Origin of the sequence: Mesorhizobium sp. M0184 (assembly GCF_040322215.1) — a bacterium.
Lineage (GTDB): Bacteria > Pseudomonadota > Alphaproteobacteria > Rhizobiales > Rhizobiaceae > Mesorhizobium.
Genome location: NZ_JAMYSZ010000001.1, coordinates 342,245 through 362,713 on the forward strand (window position 1 = coordinate 342,245; position 20,469 = coordinate 362,713).

The window sequence follows — 20,469 nt, forward strand, 5'->3', positions numbered from 1 at the left end:
GAGCACGGCGGCAACCGCCCAGGCGAGCGTCTAGCGCCGGGGATCGTCCGTTGCCTCGGAAACGCCTTCGAGAGCGATTTTGGCGGCTTCCTTATCGGTCCGCCCGAGGTCGGCCAGGGCAATGACGCCGACGAGGCGCTTGTCGTGATTGATCACCGGAAGACGACGCACCTGATGCTTGGCCATGATCTTCGCCGCATCGGTGATATCGGCGTCATCGAAGCACCAATAGACATGCTCGGACATGACCTCGCGAACGGTCGTGTTGCCGGCTGAGCGCTCCTCGGCGACGCCGCGCATCACGATGTCGCGGTCCGTCACCATGCCGACCAGCCTGTCATTCTCGCCGACCGGAAGGGCGCCGAGATTGTCGGCCCGCATTTTCCGGGCGGCATCCCTGATTGTCGTGTTCGGGCCGACCAGTTCGGTCCGACGGCTCATGATCTCCTGAACTTGCATGGGATATTCCTTTCCCTGATTGCTGAGGCAACAAGTCGCCAGACGGGCCTGTTGCCACGCATCGCTAGATTGCCAGCTGGCCGGACGAGGCATGTACCGATCACTATCTTCGATCTTCCCGATCCGCGCTGAGGCGCGTGCCGGTGCCGGCACCTCGCGATCGAAACTATTCTTGGAACGTCCAGGCAGCGAGCGAGTTCCAAAATGGTACCGGTGCCGCAGCCATCCCACGGAATGTGGCCGCAGGCTGGTGAAAAAAAATCCACCGGGAAAACAGATGCACGCGGATTGAAGGTCATGGCTATCATCTTTTCAGATCGCCGCGAGGCCGGGCGGCAACTCGCCGGGGAACTCGTTCGCTTTGCCGGCCGCGACGATGTGATCGTATTGGCGCTGCCCCGAGGCGGCGTGCCGGTCGGCTACGAGGTCGCGCAGGCACTCAAGGCACCGCTCGACGTCTTCGTCGTGCGCAAGCTCGGCGTCCCCGGTCACGAGGAACTGGCCATGGGGGCGATCGCGCCCTCAGGTGTACGTGTCCTGAACGACGAAATCGTCAACGGTCTCGCGATCCCGCCACATGTCATCGACGCGGTCGCTGCAAAGGAGGAAAAAGAGCTTCTGCGCCGCGAGCACCTCTATAGGGACGGGCGACCCCCACCGCAGTTGAATGGACGAACCATTATCCTCGTGGATGACGGGCTTGCGACCGGATCGACCATGCGGGCCGGGATCAAGGCGCTGCGAAAAAACCACGCCGCCCATATTGTCGCGGCCGTTCCCGTCGGTAGCCCCGACACTTGCGACGCGATGCGGGCGGACGCCGACGAGGTCGTTTGCGCGACGACACCAGAGCCGTTGCTGGGTGTCGGGCGCTGGTACGTGGATTTCTCGCAGACGAGCGATGAAGAGGTCCGCGCGCTCCTCGCCAGGTCCGTGCCCAAGCCTGCGGCTTCCGACAAGCCTGCCGCTTCCGAAGAGGAATTGGCTGGGCGCGCGAGCGCGGGTCCGGCGCCTGGCACCAGATCGACATAGCGGAGGTGGATATGGACCGGGATAGCGAGTACGTCGTGCATGTTCCCGCGGGGCTTGTCACGCTTGAGGGCAATCTTTCGTTGCCCCCGGATGCTCGCGGCCTTGTGCTCTTCGCCCACGGCAGCGGAAGCAGCCGCCACAGCCCGCGCAACCGCCACGTGGCTGAAAGGCTGAACGAGGCGAACCTCGCCACCTTCCTCATCGACCTGTTGACGGCCGAAGAGGAGCGGATCGACCAGGTCACGGCCGAGTTGCGCTTCAATATCGGACTGCTCGCCGACCGGCTGGTCGGCGTCACGGATTGGCTCGGCGCCTCGCCGGACACGTCGGGGTTGCGTCTTGGCTATTTCGGCGCGAGCACGGGCGCCGGTGCCGCCCTGGTGGCGGCGGCCGAGCGGCCCGACCAGGCCGCGGCCGTAGTTTCGCGTGGTGGCCGGCCCGATCTTGCAGCGCACGCCCTGCCGCGCGTCCGGGCGCCGACCTTGCTCGTCGTCGGAGGCGCGGACACGCAAGTGATCGCACTCAACCGCTCGGCGCTGGCGGCGCTCCGCAGCGAGAAGGAGCTCGCCATCGTCCCTGGCGCGACACATCTGTTCGAGGAGCCTGGCGCCCTGGACGAAGTCGCGGGTCTGGCGAGCCGATGGTTCTTGCGCCATCTGATTTCGGACAGATCGGCGTCAACGTCCTGACGGCTGGGGCTTGGATCACCAGTGCCGGGATCATTTGCGTCCTCAACGCGTTATGATCCTCATAAGACCGCGCGCAGCTGCAATCCGAATGGCTGTCGCAACCCGTATGTGGGAGAAAGACAATGCCGGACAAGAAAACCATCGAGAAGGCCCAAAAGGACAAGCGCGAGGGCAAATCGCCGAGCACACAGGCCGGCGAGTTCGTGCACGAGGAGATCGATAAAATCCGCCGCGGCGAGCACGGCGCGCGCTCGACCCAGCAGGCCATCGCCATCGGGCTTTCCGAGGCGAGACGCGCAGGCGTAGACCTGCCCCCGCCCAAAAAGGGCAAGGTGAAGGAGAGCACGCGCAAAAGCGCCGAATACGCCTATGAGGCCGGCCAGGGTGAACGCACGCCGAAACGCCGCCCGCGGGTCTCGAAAGCCGTCTCCAAGGTGCTCGAGCACGAGCCGAAGAGCACGGCGTCGCACGAGGCGCTGGCGCAGCAGGCGAAGCGTGCGGCCTCGCGCCGGACGGCTGAGGAGCGCTCGGCCGCCGCCAAGAAGGCCGCCGAGACGAAAGGCGCCAGCGGAAGGAAGGCGGCGGCGCAGAAGGCCGCCAGAACGCGCGCACACCACGCATAGTTCAAAGACGGCAGTTCGCCTCCTGGAAATCCGATATGGCCCAAACGACCGGTATCGAGCTCTGCCCCGGCAGCGCGGGACAACGCCGCTGCCCAAGGCGAACCAGAGCCTGCATCTGCGGGACAACATCGACTTCGAAATCACCGCTGACGACACGGTGGCGCTGAACGAGCAATACTCGTCGCTCGCGATGCTGCCTGACGCGTGACACCGACCGGAGGTACTCGGCGGCAGGGGCAGCGGGAGACCGGTTAGGAAAGCGCAGCCTGTTTCTTGAGCATGATGCGTATCGCCCATAACGCGGAGAACTCTGATCATGACCTCAGCTGCCAGCACGACAATGCCGCGAGCCACCACTCAGGCGAGACATATCGCTTTGCTCGGCGCGTCCTCTAATCTTGGGCTGATGCCGCAGGAGGGTGAGCCGGAGCCCGGCGTGTGGAAGGCGCCGGAGGCACTTCAATCGCTTGGTCTCGCCGACCGTTTGGGCGCCGGTCCGTTGCGCTCGGTTCGGGCTCCGCCTTATCGGCCTGAGGTGGATCCTGCGACGGGCGTGCGCAATGCCCAGGCCCTGCGCCAGTATTCCAAGACGCTTGCCGAAGCGGTCGACGAGGAGCTGAACTCGGGAGGGTTTCTGCTCATGCTCGGCGGCGATTGCAGTGTGTTGCTTGGCCCTGCGCTCGCGCTACGGCGTCGTGGCCGCTACGGCCTTATCTTCTTCGATGGGCACACCGATTTCAAATTGCCGGATACCTCGCCGTCAAAGGGAGCCGCGGGCATGGATTTGGCCTTCGTGACCGGCCATGGCCCGACGCTCCTGACCGATTTCGGCGAGCACACTCCTTTGGTCCGTGAGGCCGACGTAGTCGCGTTTGGCTATCGCGATGTGCAGGACCCCGCGACTTACACGTCCAAGGCCATCTTCGACACCGATGTTCACCGGATGGATTTGGCTGCAGTGCGGCGGCGCGGCTTCGCCGATGCGGCACGCATAGCGCTTGACGCGGTCGCGGGGCAGGACGTCGAGGGTGTATTCGTTCACTTCGATGTCGACGTGCTGGACAGCGAGATCATGTCGGCTGTCGATTCGCCGGATGCCGGCGGTGTCTTGCCCGACGAAGCTGTCGAAGCCCTTCGCACATGGTGCAACGATCCACGCGTGATTGGGATGGAGGTGACGATCTATGATCCCGACCGCGATCCGGATCGTCGCTGCGGCAAGCTGCTGATCGACATTCTGGTCGCTTCCCTTCGCGGCCGGTAGACCAATGGGAGTTCTGCACTTGTGCACGAACGCAATCCGCCCGGCACGAATGGCCGTCGGTCTGACGGATCGCCGCGCGCACCCATTCTGTGGTGCTACCTCATCGGGAACCGTTCTCAACGAACATGGTTCCGAATGTGCGACCGAAGCATTCGGCTTCTTCTACCCGGCTATCGCCAAGGAGATTCGCCATGACCGGCAAAACCCGTCCCACCGTCCTGATCACAGGCAGCAGCGGGTTTCTGGGCCAAGCCATCGCTCGCGACTTGATGGAGCGCTACGACATCATCGGCCTTGATGTTGCCAGACGATCCTTGCCCGGCGTCGAGACGATCGAGATCGACCTTACCTCGGACGCGAGCGTGGCGAAGGCACTGGCCGAGGTGCGCGAGCGGAGCGGCGGCCGCGTTGCCTCGGTGATCCATCTCGCGGCCTATTACGACACGACCGGCGAGGATAATCCGAAATACGGCGCGGTGACCGTCGAGGGAACGCGCCGGCTGCTGAACGCGCTGAGGGGGCTCGAGACGGAGCAGTTCGTGTTTTCGAGCACGTTGCTGGTGCATGCGCCGAGCCCGGCGAAGGGCGCCAGGATCGACGAGCGATCGCCGACCGATCCGGCCTGGGCCTATCCGAGATCGAAGGCCGAGACCGAGACGCTGATCCTGAAGGAGCACGGCGACATCAAGGTTGCGATCCTGCGACTGGCGGGCGTCTATGACGAGGATTGTCACGCGGCCTTCATCGCCCAGCAGATCGCCCGCATTTTCGAGCGCATGCCGACCGCCTATCTTTTCACCGGCGACATCACCACCGGCCAGCCCTACCTGCATCTGGACGATCTCGTCGACGCCGTGGTGCGCACCGTCGACCGGCGCAGCGCGCTTCCCAACGAGACCGTACTGCTGATCGGCGAAGAAGAGACGCCGTCCTACGACGAGATGCAGAAGCAGATCGGGCAGCTCCTGCATGGCGAAACCTGGCGGACCCTGTCCCTGCCAAAAGAGGTGACGAAGCTCGGTGCCTGGATGCAGGAGAAGGTTCTCGACCAGGAGACCGACATCAAGCCATGGATGATCGAGAACGCCGACGATCACTACGAGATCGACATCTCCCGCGCCAGGCGCCTGCTTGGCTGGAAGCCGCGGCACAGCCTGACCGCTACCTTGCCGGAAATGATCCGGCGGCTGAAGGCGGATCCTACCGACTGGTACAAGAAGAACAAGCTTGAACCATCGGCGGTCGCCGCTTCCGCGCCCGAGCTCGACCAGGCCGCCGAACGGCTGCAGCGCCCGCTCGAGCGCTCGGACGACGAGGTCGAGGCGGAAACCGAACGCCACCGGGCCGCAACGCTCTGGGCGCCGCTGACCAACGTTGCGATCGGGCTGTGGCTCGTTTTGTCGCCCTTCACGCTCGGCCTGTTCGATCCCGTCGCGGCCCCGATTCCGCCGGCGCTCGGGCACGAGATCGCCTCGCCGGAGATGCGAGACGGCAGGCTCGGCATCAGCGAGATCGTATCCGGCCTCGCCATCCTTTTGCTGGCACTTGCCGGGATGCGCCGGCGTTGGCACGGCCTGCAATGGCTCACGGCCTCGATCGGGGTTTGGGTGATGTTCGCGCCGCTCCTGTTCTGGACCACCAGCGCCGGAGCCTACGCGACCGACACGTTGGCCGGCATGCTGATCGTCGCGTTCGCGGTGATGATCCCGCCGACGCCGGGTATCAGCCGGCGTGCCCTTGCCGCCGATGACGACCGCCCGCTCGGCTGGAGCTATTCGCCCTCCCTCTTCACCCAGCGCATTCCCATAATCGGCCTCGCCTTTGTCGGCCTGTTCGTCTCGCGTTATCTCGCCGCCTATCAGCTTGGCCATATCGATGGCCTTTGGGAACCGTTGTTCGGCCCGGGCGAAACGCCGGCCGGCAATGGCAGCGAGGCGGTGGTCACCTCCTGGGTCTCCAAGGGCTTTCCGATCGCCGATGCCGGGCTGGGCGCCTTCGCCTATGCGCTGGATATCCTCGCTGGCGCGATCGGCGACCGCCGCCGCTGGCGCACCATGCCGTGGATAGTGCTTTTGTTCGGCCTGCTGGTCGTCCCGCTCGGCGTGGTCAGCGTCAGCTTCATCATCATCCAGCCACCGCTCATCGGAGCGCTGTGCACGCTCTGCATCGTCCAGGCTGCCGTCACCGTCGTGCTCATCCCTTATTCGGTCGACGAGGTGCTGGCGAGCTGCCAGTATCTTTGGCGTGCCAAACAGGCGGGAGAGCCGTTCTGGCGCACATTCTGGTGCGGAGGAGCGGCACTTTCGGAAGACCAGACGCCGACGCCCGACCTCGACCGGCCGCTGTCGGCAGTGGCGCGGGACTTCGTCACCGGCGGTGTGAACTTCCCGTGGACCCTTGTCGCCAGCACGCTCGCCGGCGCCCTGCTGATGATCACGCCGCTCAGCTTCGGCACAAGCCCGCCGCTCTACTTCAGCGACCATGTCATCGGCTGCCTGGTCATCATGGTAGCCGTTACCGCGATGGCCGAGGTGGCGCGCGCCGTCCGCTTTCTGAACATCGCGCTTGGAGCCTGGATTGCCCTCTCTCCGTTCATCCTCGCCGGCGGTGCGGCCGCGAGCCTCGCCAATCTGGCGATCGGAGCCCTGCTGGTCGGGCTCAGCCTGCCGCGCGGCACGCGCAGCGCTGCGCATTATGGCGGCTGGGACCGGGCCATCGTCTGAGGATATTCAGCAGCGCTGGACGATCGGCCAGGTGACTGCAAAGATTGATCCGCATCAACCTGTCGAACATATCGAGCGGGAAGTCGGCGAAAGGCGCAAAGGCGGCCGTACCCTTCCAACTTGAATTTTCCGCGTATCTGGGTTTCATAAGTCGGCAAATAACTTAGGGAGGAATTTCAACATGATAAAAAGGGCAATTCTCGGCGCCGGCATCCTCGCCGCCGGTATGTGGGCCGCGTCGTCATCGGCGTCCGCCGAAAGCCTGACCATGTATTGCGGCGTTGACGAGGTCTGGTGCCAGCAGACGGCGCGGGCGTTCGAGGAGAAGACCGGCATCACCGTCAATATGACCCGCAAGAGCGCTGGCGAAATCTATGCGCAATTGCGCGCCGAGGCCGCCAACCCAAAGGCAGACATCTGGTGGGGCGGCACCGGCGATCCGCATCTGCAGGCAGCCGAGGAGGGCCTGACAGTGGAATACAAATCGCCGCTGCTCAACCAGTTGCAGCCCTGGGCGATCAAGCAGGCGGAAACGTCCGGCTACCGCACGGTCGGCATCTATTCGGGTGCGCTGGGCTTCGGCTACAACAAGGATTTGCTGGCCAAGAACAATCTGCCCGAACCGAAATGCTGGGCCGATCTGATCAAGCCCGAATACAAGGGGCACATCCAGGTCGCCAACCCCAATTCCTCGGGGACCGCATACAATATGCTGGCGACCATCGTTCAGCTGTTTGGTGAGGACAAGGGTTTCGAATACATGAAAGCCCTGCACAAGAACGTCAACCAGTACACCAAGTCGGGTTCGGCGCCGATCAAGGCCGCCGGTCTCGGCGAGACCACCATCGGCATCGTCTTCATCCACGACGCCGTGTCGCAGGTCGTCGCAGGTTTCCCGATCGTTCCGGTCACCCCTTGCGAGGGAACCGGCTACGAGATCGGCTCGGAATCGATCATCAAGGGGGCGCGGAACTTGGAGGCTGCGAAAAAATTCTACGACTGGGCGCTCGAGGCCGACGTCCAGTCCATGGCGCAAAAGGCGGGGTCGTTCCAGGTTCCGTCGAACAAGGCGGCAAAAACCTCCGACAAGGCGCCCGACCTCTCCACCATCAAGCTGATCGACTACGACTTCAAGAAGTACGGCTCGAGCGAAGAGCGGAAGCGGCTGCTGAAAAAATGGGAGGAGGAGGTCGCATCGCTGCCGCAATAGCAGATGCGCTTCCGCGAAACCCGCTGGCCGATTGAACCGGTCGCCGTCCTTTGGATGGCGGTCGGATGGCTGGGGTTTGCCGTGCTGCCCTGGTACGGCATCGAGGACGGGTTCTTCGGCTTTTCCTGGCTGTTCGACGGTTACCCGTCCGACAGCGAATTCGCGCCGGCACTGGTTCTGGCCCTCAAGGGCGAGAAACTGTGGCTGGCGCCGCTCGGCCTGCTGCTGGCGGTGCCGCTGCTTCTGTGGGGCCGCACCAAATCCGATCCGGTTTTCAGCCGGCTGCTGATCATTGTCGGCGCCGCCGGATTTGGCTGGCTGTTGTTCCAGGGCTTCGCCATCGGGCTGCGCGGTTGGCAGTTCGGCTGGCTTACCAGCCTGTTCGGCGAACTTGGCGACCGCCAATTCGGCATGGGCTACGGCGCCTTGCTGGTCAGCGGTGCCTTTCTGTTCCTTTTCACCCTGGGTGTTGCCGCGCGCGGCGCCGTCTCCGGCGACGTCTTCGTCGTCGGCTCGATCGGCTTTGTCGTCGCCATGGTTGCCATTTTCATCTTCATGCCGATCCTGATGATGCTGGCCAATGCCATGCAGACCGACGACGGCGGCTACTCGCCTGTCGCGTTCCTGGCCAAGCTGTTCAGTTCGCGGCTGTGGAGCCTGGCTTGTCTTGCCGGCGGCAGCCGCTGCGGCGTGGCCTGGAATTCGCTGCTGCTGGCCGTGCTCGTCGGCCTGCTGACCATGTTTCTGGGGCTGGTGTTCGCGCTGGTCGTGACCCGTACCGGGTTCCGCCACGGCAAGCTGCTCCGCGCCCTGACCGTGTTGCCGATCATCACGCCGGCTTTCGTCATCGGCCTTGCCATCATCTTGTTGTTCGGACTGTCAGGGGCAGTGACGCAGAGCGTGGCCGGTCTCTTCGGTTTCCAGCCGACACGCTGGGTATATGGACTTCCCGGCCTGCTCATTGCCCAGGTTCTCGCCTTCACGCCGATCGCCTTCCTGGTGCTGATGGGCGTCGTCGAAGGCGTCAGCCCGTCCATGGAAGAGGCCTCCCAGACGCTCCGAGCCAGCCGCTGGCAGACCTTTTGGACCGTATCCCTGCCGCTGATGCGGCCGGGCCTTGCCAACGCCTTTCTGCTCGGCTTCATCGAGAGCATGGCCGATTTCGGCAATCCGCTGGTGCTGAGCGGCAATTACGACGTGCTGTCGACAGAAATCTTCTTTGCCATTGTCGGCGCGCAGAACGATGCGGCACTTGCCGCGATCCTGGCGCTGGTGCTGCTGGCCTTCACGCTCGGCGCCTTTTATGCGCAGCGCTTCTGGATCGGCAGGCGCTCTTACATCACCGTCACCGGCAAGGGCGACGCCGGCGTCCATCCGCGCTTACCTGCCGGGCTGACATACGCGCTCTATGTCATCGCCGGACTGTGGACGGCATTCACCGTACTGGTCTACGCGGTGATCTTCTATGGCAGCTTCGTCAAGCTGTGGGGGGTCGACCAGAGCCTGACACTGGAGCACTACCGGAAGGCGTTCTCCGTCGGCTGGAACGAATTCGGCATCCACTGGTCGGGCTCGGCATGGAGCTCCTTCTGGACGACCATGGAGATCGCGCTGATATCGGCGCCTCTGACGGCCGGGATCGGGCTTCTGACCGCCTATCTTCTGGTCCGCCAGAATTTCCGCGGCAAGAACGCCTTCGAATTTGCGACCATGCTCTCGTTCGCGATTCCGGGAACCGTCATCGGCGTCAGCTACATCATTGCCTTCAACGTGCCGCCGATCGAGCTGACCGGGACCGGCATCATCCTCGTACTGTCGTTCATCTTCCGCAACATGCCGGTGGGCGTGCGCGCCGGCGTCGCCTCGATGTCGCAGATCGACCGTAGCCTGGATGAATCCTCGCTGACGCTTGGCGCCAACTCGTGGCAGACCTTCAGGCGCGTCATCCTGCCTTTGCTGAGATCGGCAATGCTGGCGGCGCTCGTCTATTCCTTCGTGCGCGCCATGACCGCGATCAGCGCCGTCATCTTTCTGGTCAGCGCGCGCTACGATCTCTCGACCAGCTACATCGTTGGACGTGTCGAGAACAATGAATACGGCATCGCCATCGCCTATTCGACGGTGCTGATCGTCGTCATGCTGATGGTAGTTGGCTTGATGCAGCTGCTTGTAGGCAGCCGCAATATCGGCCGGCGCGGCATTCAGCAGGGCGACGGCGGCTGGAGCGTGCGCACCAATGTCAGCCTGCCCGGAACGGCCGGCGGCCCGACCACAATAGCAGGAGCCGGGTGATGGCCGAAATTCGCAGCAACGCCGCCTCGGTAACCTTCGACCATGTCACCAAGACATATCCGGGCGCCAGCATGCCGGCGGTCGACGACATCTCGCTTGCGATCGAAGCCGGCAAGCTGGTGACGCTTCTCGGGCCCTCCGGCTGCGGCAAGACGACGACGCTGCGCATGATCGCCGGCCTTGAAATGCCGTCCAGCGGCCGCATTCTGATAGGCGGCAAAGATGTCACCCGCCTGCCCGCCACCGACCGCGACGTGTCCATGGTTTTCCAGTCCTATGCACTGTTTCCGCACATGACGGTGATGGAGAACGTCTCCTATGGCTTGCGTTTCTCCGGCCATGACAAGAAGGAGGCCGCATCGCGCGCCCATGCCGGGCTGGAATTGGTCGGCCTGACCGGTCTCGAGGCGCGCCTGCCCAGCGAACTGTCTGGCGGCCAGCAGCAGCGCGTGGCGGTGGCACGCGCGCTGGTGCTCGAACCGCAAGTGCTGCTGTTCGACGAGCCGCTGTCAAATCTCGACGCCAAGCTGCGCCGGCACGTGCGCGAGGAAATCAGGGAAATCCAGATCAAGCTCGGGCTGACGGTGGTCTATGTCACACACGACCAGGAAGAGGCGCTGGCGGTTTCGGATCGTATCATCGTCATGAACAAAGCGGTGATCGCACAGGACGGCACGCCACGCGAACTCTACGACGCACCGGCCAACGCTTTCGTCGCCGACTTCATCGGCGAAGCCAACATCCTCGATTGCGAGGTGGTTTCGGTAGGAGGCGATGAAGCTGCCGTCCGGCTGGGTTCGCTGGCCTTGAAACTGCCGGCGCGAGGCCAGCTGGTCGGCCCGGCGAAGCTGGCCGTCCGTCCGAGCCGCATCGAGATCGGGCCTGCCGGCAGGCCGCGGACGATCGCCGGCACGCTCGAAAAGGTCACCTATGTCGGCAGCCATCTCGAACTGATCATCGGCACACCGCACGGCCAGGTGTTTGCAATATCGCACAACATCGATGCGCCGTTTCAGGCAGGCGACACCGTCGGCATCGGCTTTCCGGAGCGCGGACCGGTTCTGATCAAAGCTTGAAGGATTGCACGCAGAGCTGGTGAACCTGCGCGAACACGCCGCCACCGCTGCAAATCACCAGCGCGCCGTTTTCCAGAACCGTTTTTGGGTCGGGCTTGACGATCGTGCCGCCGGCTTCTTCCACCAGCAGCATGCCTGCCAGGCAGTCCCAGGCGTTCATATGCTCTTCGACATAGCCGAGCAGCCTGCCGGCGGCCGCATAGGCGAGCATCAACGCGCCGGATGCGTTACGGAAAAACACGCCGCCTTTTGAAAACAGCAAGCCGATGAGCGTGGCGACGTTTTGCATTTCGGCGCGGTTGGAAAAGCCGGTGCCCAACGAGCCGTCGGTCAGGCTGGTGGCCGCGCTTGCCCTGATCGGCTTGCCGTTGAGAAAAGCGCCGCCGCCCTTGCGGCAATGGAACGTTTCGCCGGTAGAGGGCTCGTGGATGACACCCACGACAGTGTCGCCGTCCTTGGCGCAGGCGATGACCACACACCAGGCCGGAATGCCCCGCACGAAGTTCGCGGTGCCGTCGATCGGATCTATCACCCAGACATGCCCGCTCGATCCGGTGACCGAGGCATGCTCCTCGCCGACAATTCCATCGGTCGGGTAGGCGGCTTTCATTGCCGCGCGGATGAACAGCTCGACCTCGCGATCGGCCTGCGAAACCATATCCTGATGGCCTTTGCTCTCGATGGCGAGGCTGTCGAGATCGCGAAAATACTTCAGGCCGAGCGCGCCGGCGCGCCGCGCGAGATCGATGGCGAACTGTTCGCGCGTTGCTGTGTCGGGTGTCATGAGATCCTTGGGATGGCGAATGTGATCTGAGGAAAATACCCCAGCCGGAGAAGCTTAGCGGCGAAGATAAGAGTGTGCAAATGACGAGCCCTGCCTTTTGCGGGGCGGCCCCAAGGCCGACCGATCTTCCATGCGCCCGACAGCGACAGTCACGCTCATACGGGTCCGGTCATGTCGCCGTCGACATAGATGATCTGGCCGGCCATGAAGCTCGACGCGTCGGAAACCAGGAAGATCGCGGCACCGCCCAGTTCGTCGACCTCGCCCACGTTGCCAGCGGCCGACCAATGCCGCGGCTCAATCCGGAAATTAAGGCGGTTTTACCGGCGAGGCCGAACAGGTCCGATAGGTCATCAATGCTTTGTTTCCCCAGAGATGCGGCCAGAGACAGGCGATCGAGGCCCCTGCCGGACATCGTAGGCGCGGACGACCGCTGTCAGCAATGGCGAGATTGCCGGCGATAAACGCCTATCCCCGCCGGACACCTTCGCGGCGCAGATCGTCCATCGTGCGCGAAATGCCTTCGCGCAGGATCGACACCATGTCGTCGATCTGCTCGCTGATCAATGGCGGCGACATCACGCACATGTTGATCAGTGGCCGGACCAACAGGCCGAGCTCGTGGCAATGCGCGTCGATGCGCTCGGCACCTTGATCCGCCTCGCTTATGACCCCGAGGCTCTGCTGGCGATGGCAGACTGAATAATTCTTAGCGCAGCAATGCGGCCGGCGACGATGGCGCCCTCGACGTAGCCCGGAAATGATGGCGACAGCTCCGACGAGGCGAAATGGATCCGCGACGCGCCGGCGCGGATAATGCGTTCGGCATCGGTTGCCGTCGCATCGACGATCAGATCGCTGTAACCGCCGCCGCTCCAGCGATCCCCAGTCCAGTCGCGATAACTGAGATCGATGATGCCGGCCGCCTCGATACCGAGCGCCTCTTCCAGCTTTGACGTCACCTTTGCGCGCAACGCCGCGTCGTCTAGATCCCGCCAGCGCTGCGCCAGCGGCCCGCCGATGAAGACGACAAGGGCTGCGTGATCCTCGTCCCTGCTGGCATCGCAGGCAAAAAGCCCGTGCGGGTCGCGCCACATCACCATGCCGCTCAAGCCCCTGTCGCGCCAGAAAGCCTTGGGGTAGCGCACCAGCATTTTGATCACCGCGCCGCTTTGCCAGACGCCGAGGGCTCTCTTCAGCACAGCCGGCAGCGGCGGCACGAAATCCACTCTCGAGGCCATCATCGGCGGTACGGCGACCAGTACCGCTCGTGCCTCGATCGCGCCGGCAGGCGAAACGACGCGAACCCCTCCCGGCCCGTGCTCAATGGCCTCGACAGCTGTATTCAGCCGCAGTCGATCGCCGAGATCCCGCGCAAGATCATCCGCTAGCGAATGCATGGTTTCGCCCACGAAATACTGCAGCTCCGACACCTCGTTGGTGATGCGGCGATCATTGTCGATCAAGTACCACAGCGGCAGCCTTTCCATTGCCAGGCACCACAGGCCCTCGATCATCGACCGAAAGGCGGCCTTCGCATCGTCGGGATCGGCCTGGCGATCGAGCCATGCCGCGACCGTCAAGCCGACAATGGTCGGGTCGGTCGGTGCGATCGCATTCATCCGCTCGCGCATTCGCATCGCGGTGCCGTAAGTGCGCCCGGCTTGCGCCTCGCTCATTCGCGGCTGCGTGACGAATTCGCCTGCGACATGGGTCTCGACCAATGTCTTGCCGCGCGCTCGCACCAGCGCCATTAATTCCGGCATGTCTTCGCACAGGAACTGGCCGCCGCTGTCGATCCGCTCGCCGAGCCCGTTCTGCACGGCTTCGACGCGGCCGCCAACACGGTCGCGGGCTTCGAGCAGCACGACATCGATGCCGGCGTGGTTCAATTCACGCGCGGCCGACAGGCCGGTGAAGCCGGCGCCGACGATGGCCACATCGGCTCGTTCGATCTTGAACTTCATTAGCCGGCCTTGATCTTCTCGAATGTCAGGGGCCGGATCATTGTCTTCATTGCTGGTCCACCCTCTTTTTGATGGTTCACGCCGGCCTGGCACCGCGGGCTGCAGAGTTCGGATAGTGCTTGGGGAATGCCGCAGACAGGAACTCGTTCGCGGCCTGCAGCGCCGTCTCGCGTGTGGCGTCCTCGGTGCCCATCATCAAACGCAGCCACAGACCATCCAGCATGGCGCTGAGCGCCAGCGCCATGACCTGCGGCTCATAGGCATAGAAGCCGCTCTGCTTGAGCGCCGCGCAAAGATCGATGAAGATGTTCTGGTAGACGGCATCGCGTGCGCTGCTCAGGGCCTGATATTTCGGTCGCGATTTGGCCTCGCCCCAGAAGGCACACCAGGCAGCCAGCTTGCGCTTGTTGCAGATCGAGGGGTCGAAATCGGCCACCACCAATGCCTGCAACTGGCGGGCGGGATCATCGCCGGCCTTTTGCAAGGCGCTGCGCCAATGCGCCGAATACTCGTCATGCATGTATTGCAAAGTGGCGACGAGCAGCTTCTCCTTGCTCTCGAAATGGAAATTGACGATGCCGCGCGACAGGCCGGCGCCGTCGGCGACGTCGGCCATAGTCGTTTCCGAATAGCCGCGCTTGGCCAATGAATCGATAGTCGCTTCGATCAGTTGAACCTGCCTTGTCTCTTTCGACGCTTTGCGGCCGCGCTTATCGGAATCGCTTTTTCGCGCCGGTTCGAGGAGGGCTTCGCGCGCCTCTGTTGTCTTCATCGGGGTGATGGTCTCCAGCATCGCCGGCTAGCCGATCGGCTTCGGCCGCGAAGATCAGTGGGACGGTGTTTGCCACTGTCAAGCACCTTCTGCACGGCTGCCCATATTCGAATGTTCTCGTCGAGATTGCATCCTTGGAGAAAACGATGTCGAAGGCACCGTCGGCGAAAGGGCAGCGATCCCGGCGATGCAGACCAGATCAGCGCCGCCGAGCCCGCCTGCAGCGGACCTTGGGTCGAGATCTACGCCAGGCGCGAGCTGCAATATCAAAAGCTGCTGAGGCGTGCCAAACTGGCGCCGCGGCTGGTCATCAAACTCGACCGCCGCACCAGTCCGCCCGCGGATTTCTAAATATGGCCGACGACACCGACAGTCCCGAACTCGACGCCGAAGCCGCCGAACAGTGGCAGCTGATCAACACGCCGCTCGGCGAAAAATGGTCGGGCCGCACCCGCTATGCCGCGGCCATGTTCTTCTACAAACGCGGCGAGATGAACGCCGAGACGCTCGAGGTCTACCGCATCTGCGCACGCCTGGATTCGACGGATCCGCTGCCGATCATCCGTGATCGCGGCATTGGCCAGGACTGGCTTAGACGCATGGGTTTCGAATAGTCCGCCCCCAAAACGCGTTCCGGTCAAGCCGGCATCACCCGCTTAGCCGATGGTCCTTTCCAGCATGCCTAGCCAGTTGCGATAGGCGATCTTCTCGATCAGCGCGCGCCCGAAGCCGCGTGCCGCGAATGCGTCGAGCAGTCTTGGCAGGCCGGCAACATCGCCTATCACGGCCGGGATCATGGCGCCGTCGAAATCCGAGCCTAGGCCGACGCCGTCTTCGCCCAGCGCCTGCAGCAGCGAATCGACATGGCGCACCATGATGTCGAGGCCGGTGTCGGCGTTCATCCTGCCGTCCTCGCGGAGGAACCCGGTGGCGAAGTTCAGCCCGACCATGCCGCCGGAGTCGCGGATCGCGCCGAGCTGCCATTCGGTGAGGTTGCGCGAATGGCCGCAGATCGCGTGCACGTTGGAATGGGTCGCGACCAGCGGTGCGTCGCTGATCTCGACGACGTCGCGGAAACCTTTTTCGTTGAGATGCGAAAGATCGATCATGATCTTCAGCTGGTTGCAGGCTTTCACCAGCGCCTTGCCGGCATCGGTCAGCCCCGGCCCTGTATCGGGCGATGACGGGAAACGGAACGGCACGCCGTGGCCGAAGGCATTGGGACGGCTCCAGACGATACCGAGCGAGCGCAGGCCGGCTGCGTGGAGAACGTCAAGCAGGGTGAGCTCAGGGTCGATCGCCTCGACCCCTTCGATGTGGAACACCGCCGCGATCGAGCCTTGCGCCATCGCCTTCCTCACATCGCCGGCGCTGCGGCAGACGGTGAGCGCCGAAGCCCGCTCCAGCCTGAACAGGATCGAGGCCATCGCTATGCTGGAGTTGAGCGCATCGGCGCGCGGAACCTCGGGCGGCAAGGGCTCGCTGTCGCTCGGCGCCAGCGGCACCGCGCCGCGTTTGGATTTCTCGACAGGCGGCGGGAAGATCGCGAACATGCCGCCGGCAAACCCGCCTTTCTTCGCGCGCGGCAGGTCGATGTGGCCACCTGGCGTCCCCTCGACGAACAGCTTTTCGACGTCCGCATCCTTCGACTGGTAGAGCCGGAGCAGCGTGTCGTTGTGGCCGTCGAAGACGGGAACGAGATCGGATTCGGTCATGGAGGGCCATTCGGTTGAAGTGGTCGGGCCGCGGATGGCGAGCCGGTTGCTGGCAATACTTAGGGCAAGGTTGGCGCTCTGCGCAAATCCCGCATGTTGCCGCTGTGTTTGTACGCCTCCAATGGCTGAAGGGGCACGCGGTAAAGCCGCGCACCCTTTCTCCTGTCATTCATCGAGAGGCGGTGCTTACCGCTTCAGCACGTCCGCCCATTCCGGATGGCGGCGGAATTGGGCATTGGCGAACGGGCAAAGCGGGATGATCGTCTTGCCCGCCGCGCGTGCATCCTCGACGGCACGGGTGACCAGGCGAAGCCCCGCGCCCTGGCCGCGAAATGCATCCGGCACTTCGGTATGGTCGATGATGATCTGGTGCTCGCCGATCTTGGTGAAGGTCATCTCCGCCTCGGCGCCGCCCGGCCCACGCAGGAGATAGCGGCCCTTCGAACCGCGGTCCTCCAGTTCGATCTCCGGCAATAGGTCAGACATGGCTTGCGGTCCTTTCGTCCGGCGCAAGGGCGAACAGTCGCCGCGCCGCCTCGATCTCGGTCGGCCGCACCTCATGGCCGCCGTCATGCCACTCGACTGTGACATCGGCGCCATCGGCGCGCAAATAGGCTTCAAGCCGCGCCGTCAAATCAGGCGAACAGATCGGGTCCCGCCTGCCGGCGGTGACCAGGATGCGGCTGCCGCCAAGGCTGCCCTTGACCTCCGGCTCGAACGGGATCAGCGGATGCATCAGCACCGTTGCGTCGAACAGCGACGGTTCGGCAAACAGCACCGAGGCCAGGATGTTGGCGCCGTTGGAGTAACCGAGGCCGAGCACCGAAGATGGCCTTGCCGTCTCGACATGTGCCTTGACGAAGCCGGCCATCTTGTCCGTCGCTCGCGTGATGTCGCCCATATCGTAAACGCCCTCGCCGGTCCGGCGGAAGAAGCGTGCGGCGCCTTGTTCCGAGACATCGCCGCGCGGAGCGACGACCGTCGCTTGCGGCGCAAGATCGCGCCCAAGCGACAGAAGCTGGGCCTCGTCGCCGCCGGTGCCATGGAAGACGAAGAGTAGCGGTCCGCCCGGCGAACCGGGCAGCACTTTGTGAATATACGAATCCTTGCTCATGACCTTGCCCTCAGTCTTCCAGTTTCTGCAGATGCTGCTCGAGATAGGGCCGCAAATGCTGGTGTTGCGACGGCAGCTTCAGCGCCTCGCCAAGATGGGCGGTATCCTCGTCGCGGTCGAAGCCCGGCTCGCTGGTAGCGACTTCGAACAGCACGCCGCCCGGTGTGCGGAAGTAGATCGCCCAGAAATAGTCGCGGTCGATTACCGGCGTCACTTGATAACCGGTGTCGAGCAGCGCCTTGCGCACTTCGAGCTGCTTGGCGCGGTTGTCGACGGCAAAGGCGACATGGTGGACCGAGCCGGCGCCGAGATTGGCGAAGCCGGCCCCTGGCAGCGATTCGATATCGACGACATCGGCGCCGTTGCCGTTCTTCACCGCCAGCCGCCTGACATTGCCGGACTTGTCGATCTCCTCATAACCCATGAATTTCAGCAGCTCTTCGGTGGCGCCACCGTCTTTCAGCCTGAGCGACACCGAGTGAAAGCCGCGGATCGCCTCGTCGGTGGGAATGCCACCCTTGGCCCAGGGCGCACGGCTGTCCACTCTGTCCTCGACCAGCGCAAACCCGTCGCCATCGGGGCCGGCGAAGGCAAGACGCTTCTCGCCGAACGTCTCCTCGCGGGAGAGCCCGGTGACGCCTTGCTCGGCAAACCGTTTCTCCCAATAGCCGAGCGTGCCCTCAGGCACCGAGTAAGCGGTGGTGCCGACCTCGCCAACGCCATGGCGGCCCTTGCCGATGTTGGGAAACGGGAAATAGGTCATCACCGAGCCGGGCGTGCCGACCTCGTCGCCGTAATAGAGGTGGTAGACATCGGGTACGTCGAAATTAACGGTTTTCTTGACCCGCCGCAGACCGAGCGTCCCGGTGAAGAATTCATTGTTCTGGCGCGCATCGCTGGCCATCGAGGTGACGTGATGCAGGCCCTTGACTTGGTCGAGCATGTTTCTGCTCCTTTCCTTGTGCCGGCGCGGCCCTTGCCGCTGTCCACGCAAATATGAGCATCCGCCTCCTGGCCGCAAAGGCGGCAAACACAGAATGGACTGTGCTGTTAAAGTGAACGACGAAGCAGGTTTTGTTCACCATTCGGCAAACTGGACCGGCTTGCATACTCGTCGAAATTGCGCTCCATGAACGACGCATGTAGCCAGCATGAGGATACAGCGGTTGAGTGGAAAACACCCCAATATTCTCCTGATCACCTGCGACCAGTGGCGGGGCGACTGCCTGTCAGCTGCTGGCCACAAGGTGGTAAGGACGCCGAATGCCGACGCGCTGGCTGCCGAGGGCGTTCTGTTCCAGAAGCACTATGGCGGCGCCGCACCTTGCTCGCCGGCGCGCGCCTGCCTCTACACCGGCCTCTACCAGATGAACAATCGTGTCTGCCGCAACGGCACACCGCTCGATGCCCGCCACGGCAACATAGCGCTCTGGGTGCGCGCCCTCGGCTATGAACCGACGCTGTTCGGTTATACCGACACGGCACGCGATCCGCGCACGCTGGCGCCCGGCGACCCGCAGCTGAAAAGCTATGAAGGCGTGCTGCCCGGCTTCACCGTACGCCAGCCTCTGCCCGAGCACCAGAAGCCCTGGCTGTCATGGCTTAAGGCGCGCGGCGTCGACGCCGGCGCCGGCTCCCCCGACATCCACCGCCCGGCGGGCGAAATCCCGGAAAACGACGGCGCGATCAGCAACGGTCCGCCAATCTATTCGAAGGACGAGACGCCGTCGGCCTTCCTGGCCGGCGAATTCATCCGCTGGCTCGGCGAGCAGGAGCGCGATGCCCCGTGGTTCGCGCATCTTTCCTTCATCAGCCCCCACCCGCCCTTCATCGTGCCGGCGCCTTACAACGCCATGTACGATCCGGCCATCGGTCCAGCTTTTGACCGCGCGGAAAGCTGGCAGGCCGAAGCAGCAAGCCACCCTTATCTCGCCTATGAACTTAACCGGCAGGAACGGTCGAGATTCCGTCCCGGCTCGGAGGGCAAGGTGCGCGACTGGGGCGACGATAATTTTCGCCGCATCCGGGCGCTCTATTACGGCATGATCTCGGAGGTCGACGCGCAGCTTGGCCGCGTCTGGCAAGCGGTCAAGGCGGCCGATGCATGGGACGACACCGTCATCGTGCTGACCTCCGACCACGCCGAGATGATGGGCGACCATTTCATGCTGGGCAAGGGCGGCTTCTTCGACTGCAGCTTCCATATTCCGCTGATCATTCGCGATCCGCGCCGCCGCAAGGCTGCCGGCAGCAGCGTCGACCGCTTCACCGAGGCGGTGGATTTGGCGCCGACCTTGCTTGAGCTCACTGGGCTCGAGCTCACTGGCGGCGAAGTGCTGCCGCATCTCGACGGCCGCTCGCTGGCGCCCTTCCTGGACGCAACGGAGCCGGACAATTGGCGCGATGCGGCGCATTGGGAGTTCGATTTCCGCTCGATCGCGGATGGTGATGCCGAACGGTATTTCGGCGTCGGTCCGCGTCAGTGCAATCTCGCCGTCGTTCGCACGCAAAAATTCAAATATGTGCATTTCGGCGGAGGCCTGCCGCCCTTGCTCTTCGACCTGGAGAAGGATGCGCGCGAGTTGACCAATGTCGCTGACGACCCAGCCTATCTGCTGGCACGGGTGGAATTTGCCGAGAAGTTGCTCGCCTGGCGGGCCGAGCATCTCGACCAGTCTTTGGCGCTCGCCGAATTGACGGACAATGGCGTTGCCGGCCATGTCGCCGGCTTCCCCTCGAGATAAGCAAA

19 protein-coding genes and 1 pseudogene are annotated in these 20,469 nt (G+C 63.7%); 10 read left to right on the forward strand and 10 right to left on the reverse strand.

The window, feature by feature from the left end:
- Positions 1-30: 30 nt before the first annotated feature.
- A complete protein-coding gene (locus NKJ23_RS01725) occupies positions 31-441 on the reverse strand; it encodes a CBS domain-containing protein (protein ID WP_352458287.1) in 411 nt (136 codons plus the stop codon).
- A gap of 315 nt (positions 442-756) precedes the next feature.
- On the opposite strand from NKJ23_RS01725, the gene NKJ23_RS01730 reads away from it, so the two are divergent.
- The 8 genes from NKJ23_RS01730 to NKJ23_RS01765 all read left to right on the forward strand — a co-directional run bounded on the left by NKJ23_RS01730 (position 757) and on the right by NKJ23_RS01765 (position 11,368).
- On the forward strand, positions 757-1,491 hold the full coding sequence (locus NKJ23_RS01730) for a phosphoribosyltransferase (protein ID WP_352677822.1): 735 nt from the start codon (positions 757-759) through the stop codon (positions 1,489-1,491).
- Between the two features lie 11 nt (positions 1,492-1,502).
- Positions 1,503-2,180 (forward strand): dienelactone hydrolase family protein, encoded by a 678-nt coding sequence (locus tag NKJ23_RS01735; protein ID WP_352677824.1) that lies wholly within the window; start codon positions 1,503-1,505, stop codon positions 2,178-2,180.
- Positions 2,181-2,302: 122 nt separating this feature from the next.
- Positions 2,303-2,803: a DUF6496 domain-containing protein gene (locus NKJ23_RS01740; protein ID WP_352677826.1), complete on the forward strand. Its 501-nt coding sequence runs from the start codon at positions 2,303-2,305 to the stop codon at positions 2,801-2,803.
- A 376-nt stretch (positions 2,804-3,179) separates the two neighbouring features.
- Complete coding sequence (locus NKJ23_RS01745; RefSeq protein ID WP_352677828.1) at positions 3,180-4,067, forward strand: arginase family protein; 888 nt, start codon at positions 3,180-3,182, stop codon at positions 4,065-4,067.
- A 191-nt stretch (positions 4,068-4,258) separates the two neighbouring features.
- Positions 4,259-6,790 carry an NAD-dependent epimerase/dehydratase family protein gene (locus NKJ23_RS01750; RefSeq protein WP_352677830.1) on the forward strand — a complete coding sequence of 844 codons (2,532 nt, stop codon included), beginning with the start codon at positions 4,259-4,261 and terminating at the stop codon, positions 6,788-6,790.
- A 181-nt stretch (positions 6,791-6,971) separates the two neighbouring features.
- On the forward strand, positions 6,972-8,000 hold the full coding sequence (locus NKJ23_RS01755; protein ID WP_352677831.1) for an ABC transporter substrate-binding protein: 1,029 nt from the start codon (positions 6,972-6,974) through the stop codon (positions 7,998-8,000).
- 3 nt (positions 8,001-8,003) lie between these two features.
- Positions 8,004-10,292 carry an ABC transporter permease gene (locus tag NKJ23_RS01760; protein ID WP_352677833.1) on the forward strand — a complete coding sequence of 763 codons (2,289 nt, stop codon included), beginning with the start codon at positions 8,004-8,006 and terminating at the stop codon, positions 10,290-10,292.
- Positions 10,292-11,368 (forward strand): ABC transporter ATP-binding protein, encoded by a 1,077-nt coding sequence (locus NKJ23_RS01765; protein WP_352677835.1) that lies wholly within the window; start codon positions 10,292-10,294, stop codon positions 11,366-11,368. Before NKJ23_RS01760 ends, NKJ23_RS01765 begins: the two co-directional genes overlap by 1 nt.
- Here NKJ23_RS01765 and NKJ23_RS01770 read toward each other — a convergent pair.
- The 5 genes and pseudogenes from NKJ23_RS01770 to betI all read right to left on the reverse strand — a co-directional run bounded on the left by NKJ23_RS01770 (position 11,358) and on the right by betI (position 14,912).
- Positions 11,358-12,152: an inositol monophosphatase family protein gene (locus NKJ23_RS01770; RefSeq protein WP_352458279.1), complete on the reverse strand. Its 795-nt coding sequence runs from the start codon at positions 12,150-12,152 to the stop codon at positions 11,358-11,360. The genes NKJ23_RS01765 and NKJ23_RS01770 overlap by 11 nt on opposite strands.
- 155 nt (positions 12,153-12,307) lie before the next feature.
- Positions 12,308-12,454 carry an SDR family oxidoreductase gene (locus tag NKJ23_RS01775; RefSeq protein ID WP_502902481.1) on the reverse strand — a complete coding sequence of 49 codons (147 nt, stop codon included), beginning with the start codon at positions 12,452-12,454 and terminating at the stop codon, positions 12,308-12,310.
- A gap of 166 nt (positions 12,455-12,620) precedes the next feature.
- Positions 12,621-12,797 (reverse strand): annotated as a pseudogene (locus tag NKJ23_RS01780) (aspartate aminotransferase family protein); the annotation flags it as partial.
- 20 nt (positions 12,798-12,817) lie between these two features.
- Positions 12,818-14,119: a flavin monoamine oxidase family protein gene (locus tag NKJ23_RS01785; RefSeq protein WP_023678560.1), complete on the reverse strand. Its 1,302-nt coding sequence runs from the start codon at positions 14,117-14,119 to the stop codon at positions 12,818-12,820.
- 76 nt (positions 14,120-14,195) lie between these two features.
- On the reverse strand, positions 14,196-14,912 hold the full coding sequence (gene betI / locus NKJ23_RS01790) for a transcriptional regulator BetI (protein ID WP_502902479.1): 717 nt from the start codon (positions 14,910-14,912) through the stop codon (positions 14,196-14,198).
- Positions 14,913-15,244: 332 nt separating this feature from the next.
- Here betI and NKJ23_RS01795 point away from each other — a divergent pair, with 332 nt between their 5' ends.
- Positions 15,245-15,505 carry a hypothetical protein gene (locus NKJ23_RS01795; protein WP_352570628.1) on the forward strand — a complete coding sequence of 87 codons (261 nt, stop codon included), beginning with the start codon at positions 15,245-15,247 and terminating at the stop codon, positions 15,503-15,505.
- A 42-nt stretch (positions 15,506-15,547) separates the two neighbouring features.
- On the opposite strand, the gene NKJ23_RS01800 is transcribed toward NKJ23_RS01795, so the two are convergent.
- From NKJ23_RS01800 to NKJ23_RS01815, 4 genes are all read right to left on the reverse strand, one after another.
- Positions 15,548-16,606, reverse strand: a complete 1,059-nt coding sequence (locus NKJ23_RS01800) for a dipeptidase (protein ID WP_352570629.1) — start codon at positions 16,604-16,606, stop codon at positions 15,548-15,550.
- Between the two features lie 186 nt (positions 16,607-16,792).
- Complete coding sequence (locus tag NKJ23_RS01805; RefSeq protein ID WP_352476216.1) at positions 16,793-17,092, reverse strand: GNAT family N-acetyltransferase; 300 nt, start codon at positions 17,090-17,092, stop codon at positions 16,793-16,795.
- Entirely contained in the window at positions 17,085-17,720 is a 636-nt protein-coding gene (locus tag NKJ23_RS01810; RefSeq protein ID WP_352570630.1) for an alpha/beta hydrolase, read from the reverse strand. The genes NKJ23_RS01805 and NKJ23_RS01810 overlap by 8 nt, the downstream gene beginning before the upstream one ends.
- Before the next feature lie 10 nt (positions 17,721-17,730).
- Positions 17,731-18,663, reverse strand: coding sequence for a VOC family protein (locus tag NKJ23_RS01815; protein ID WP_352677840.1), 933 nt, complete (start codon positions 18,661-18,663; stop codon positions 17,731-17,733).
- A gap of 208 nt (positions 18,664-18,871) precedes the next feature.
- Here NKJ23_RS01815 and NKJ23_RS01820 point away from each other — a divergent pair, with 208 nt between their 5' ends.
- Positions 18,872-20,464, forward strand: a complete 1,593-nt coding sequence (locus NKJ23_RS01820; RefSeq protein WP_352677842.1) for an alkaline phosphatase family protein — start codon at positions 18,872-18,874, stop codon at positions 20,462-20,464.
- The last annotated feature ends 5 nt before the right edge of the window (positions 20,465-20,469 follow it).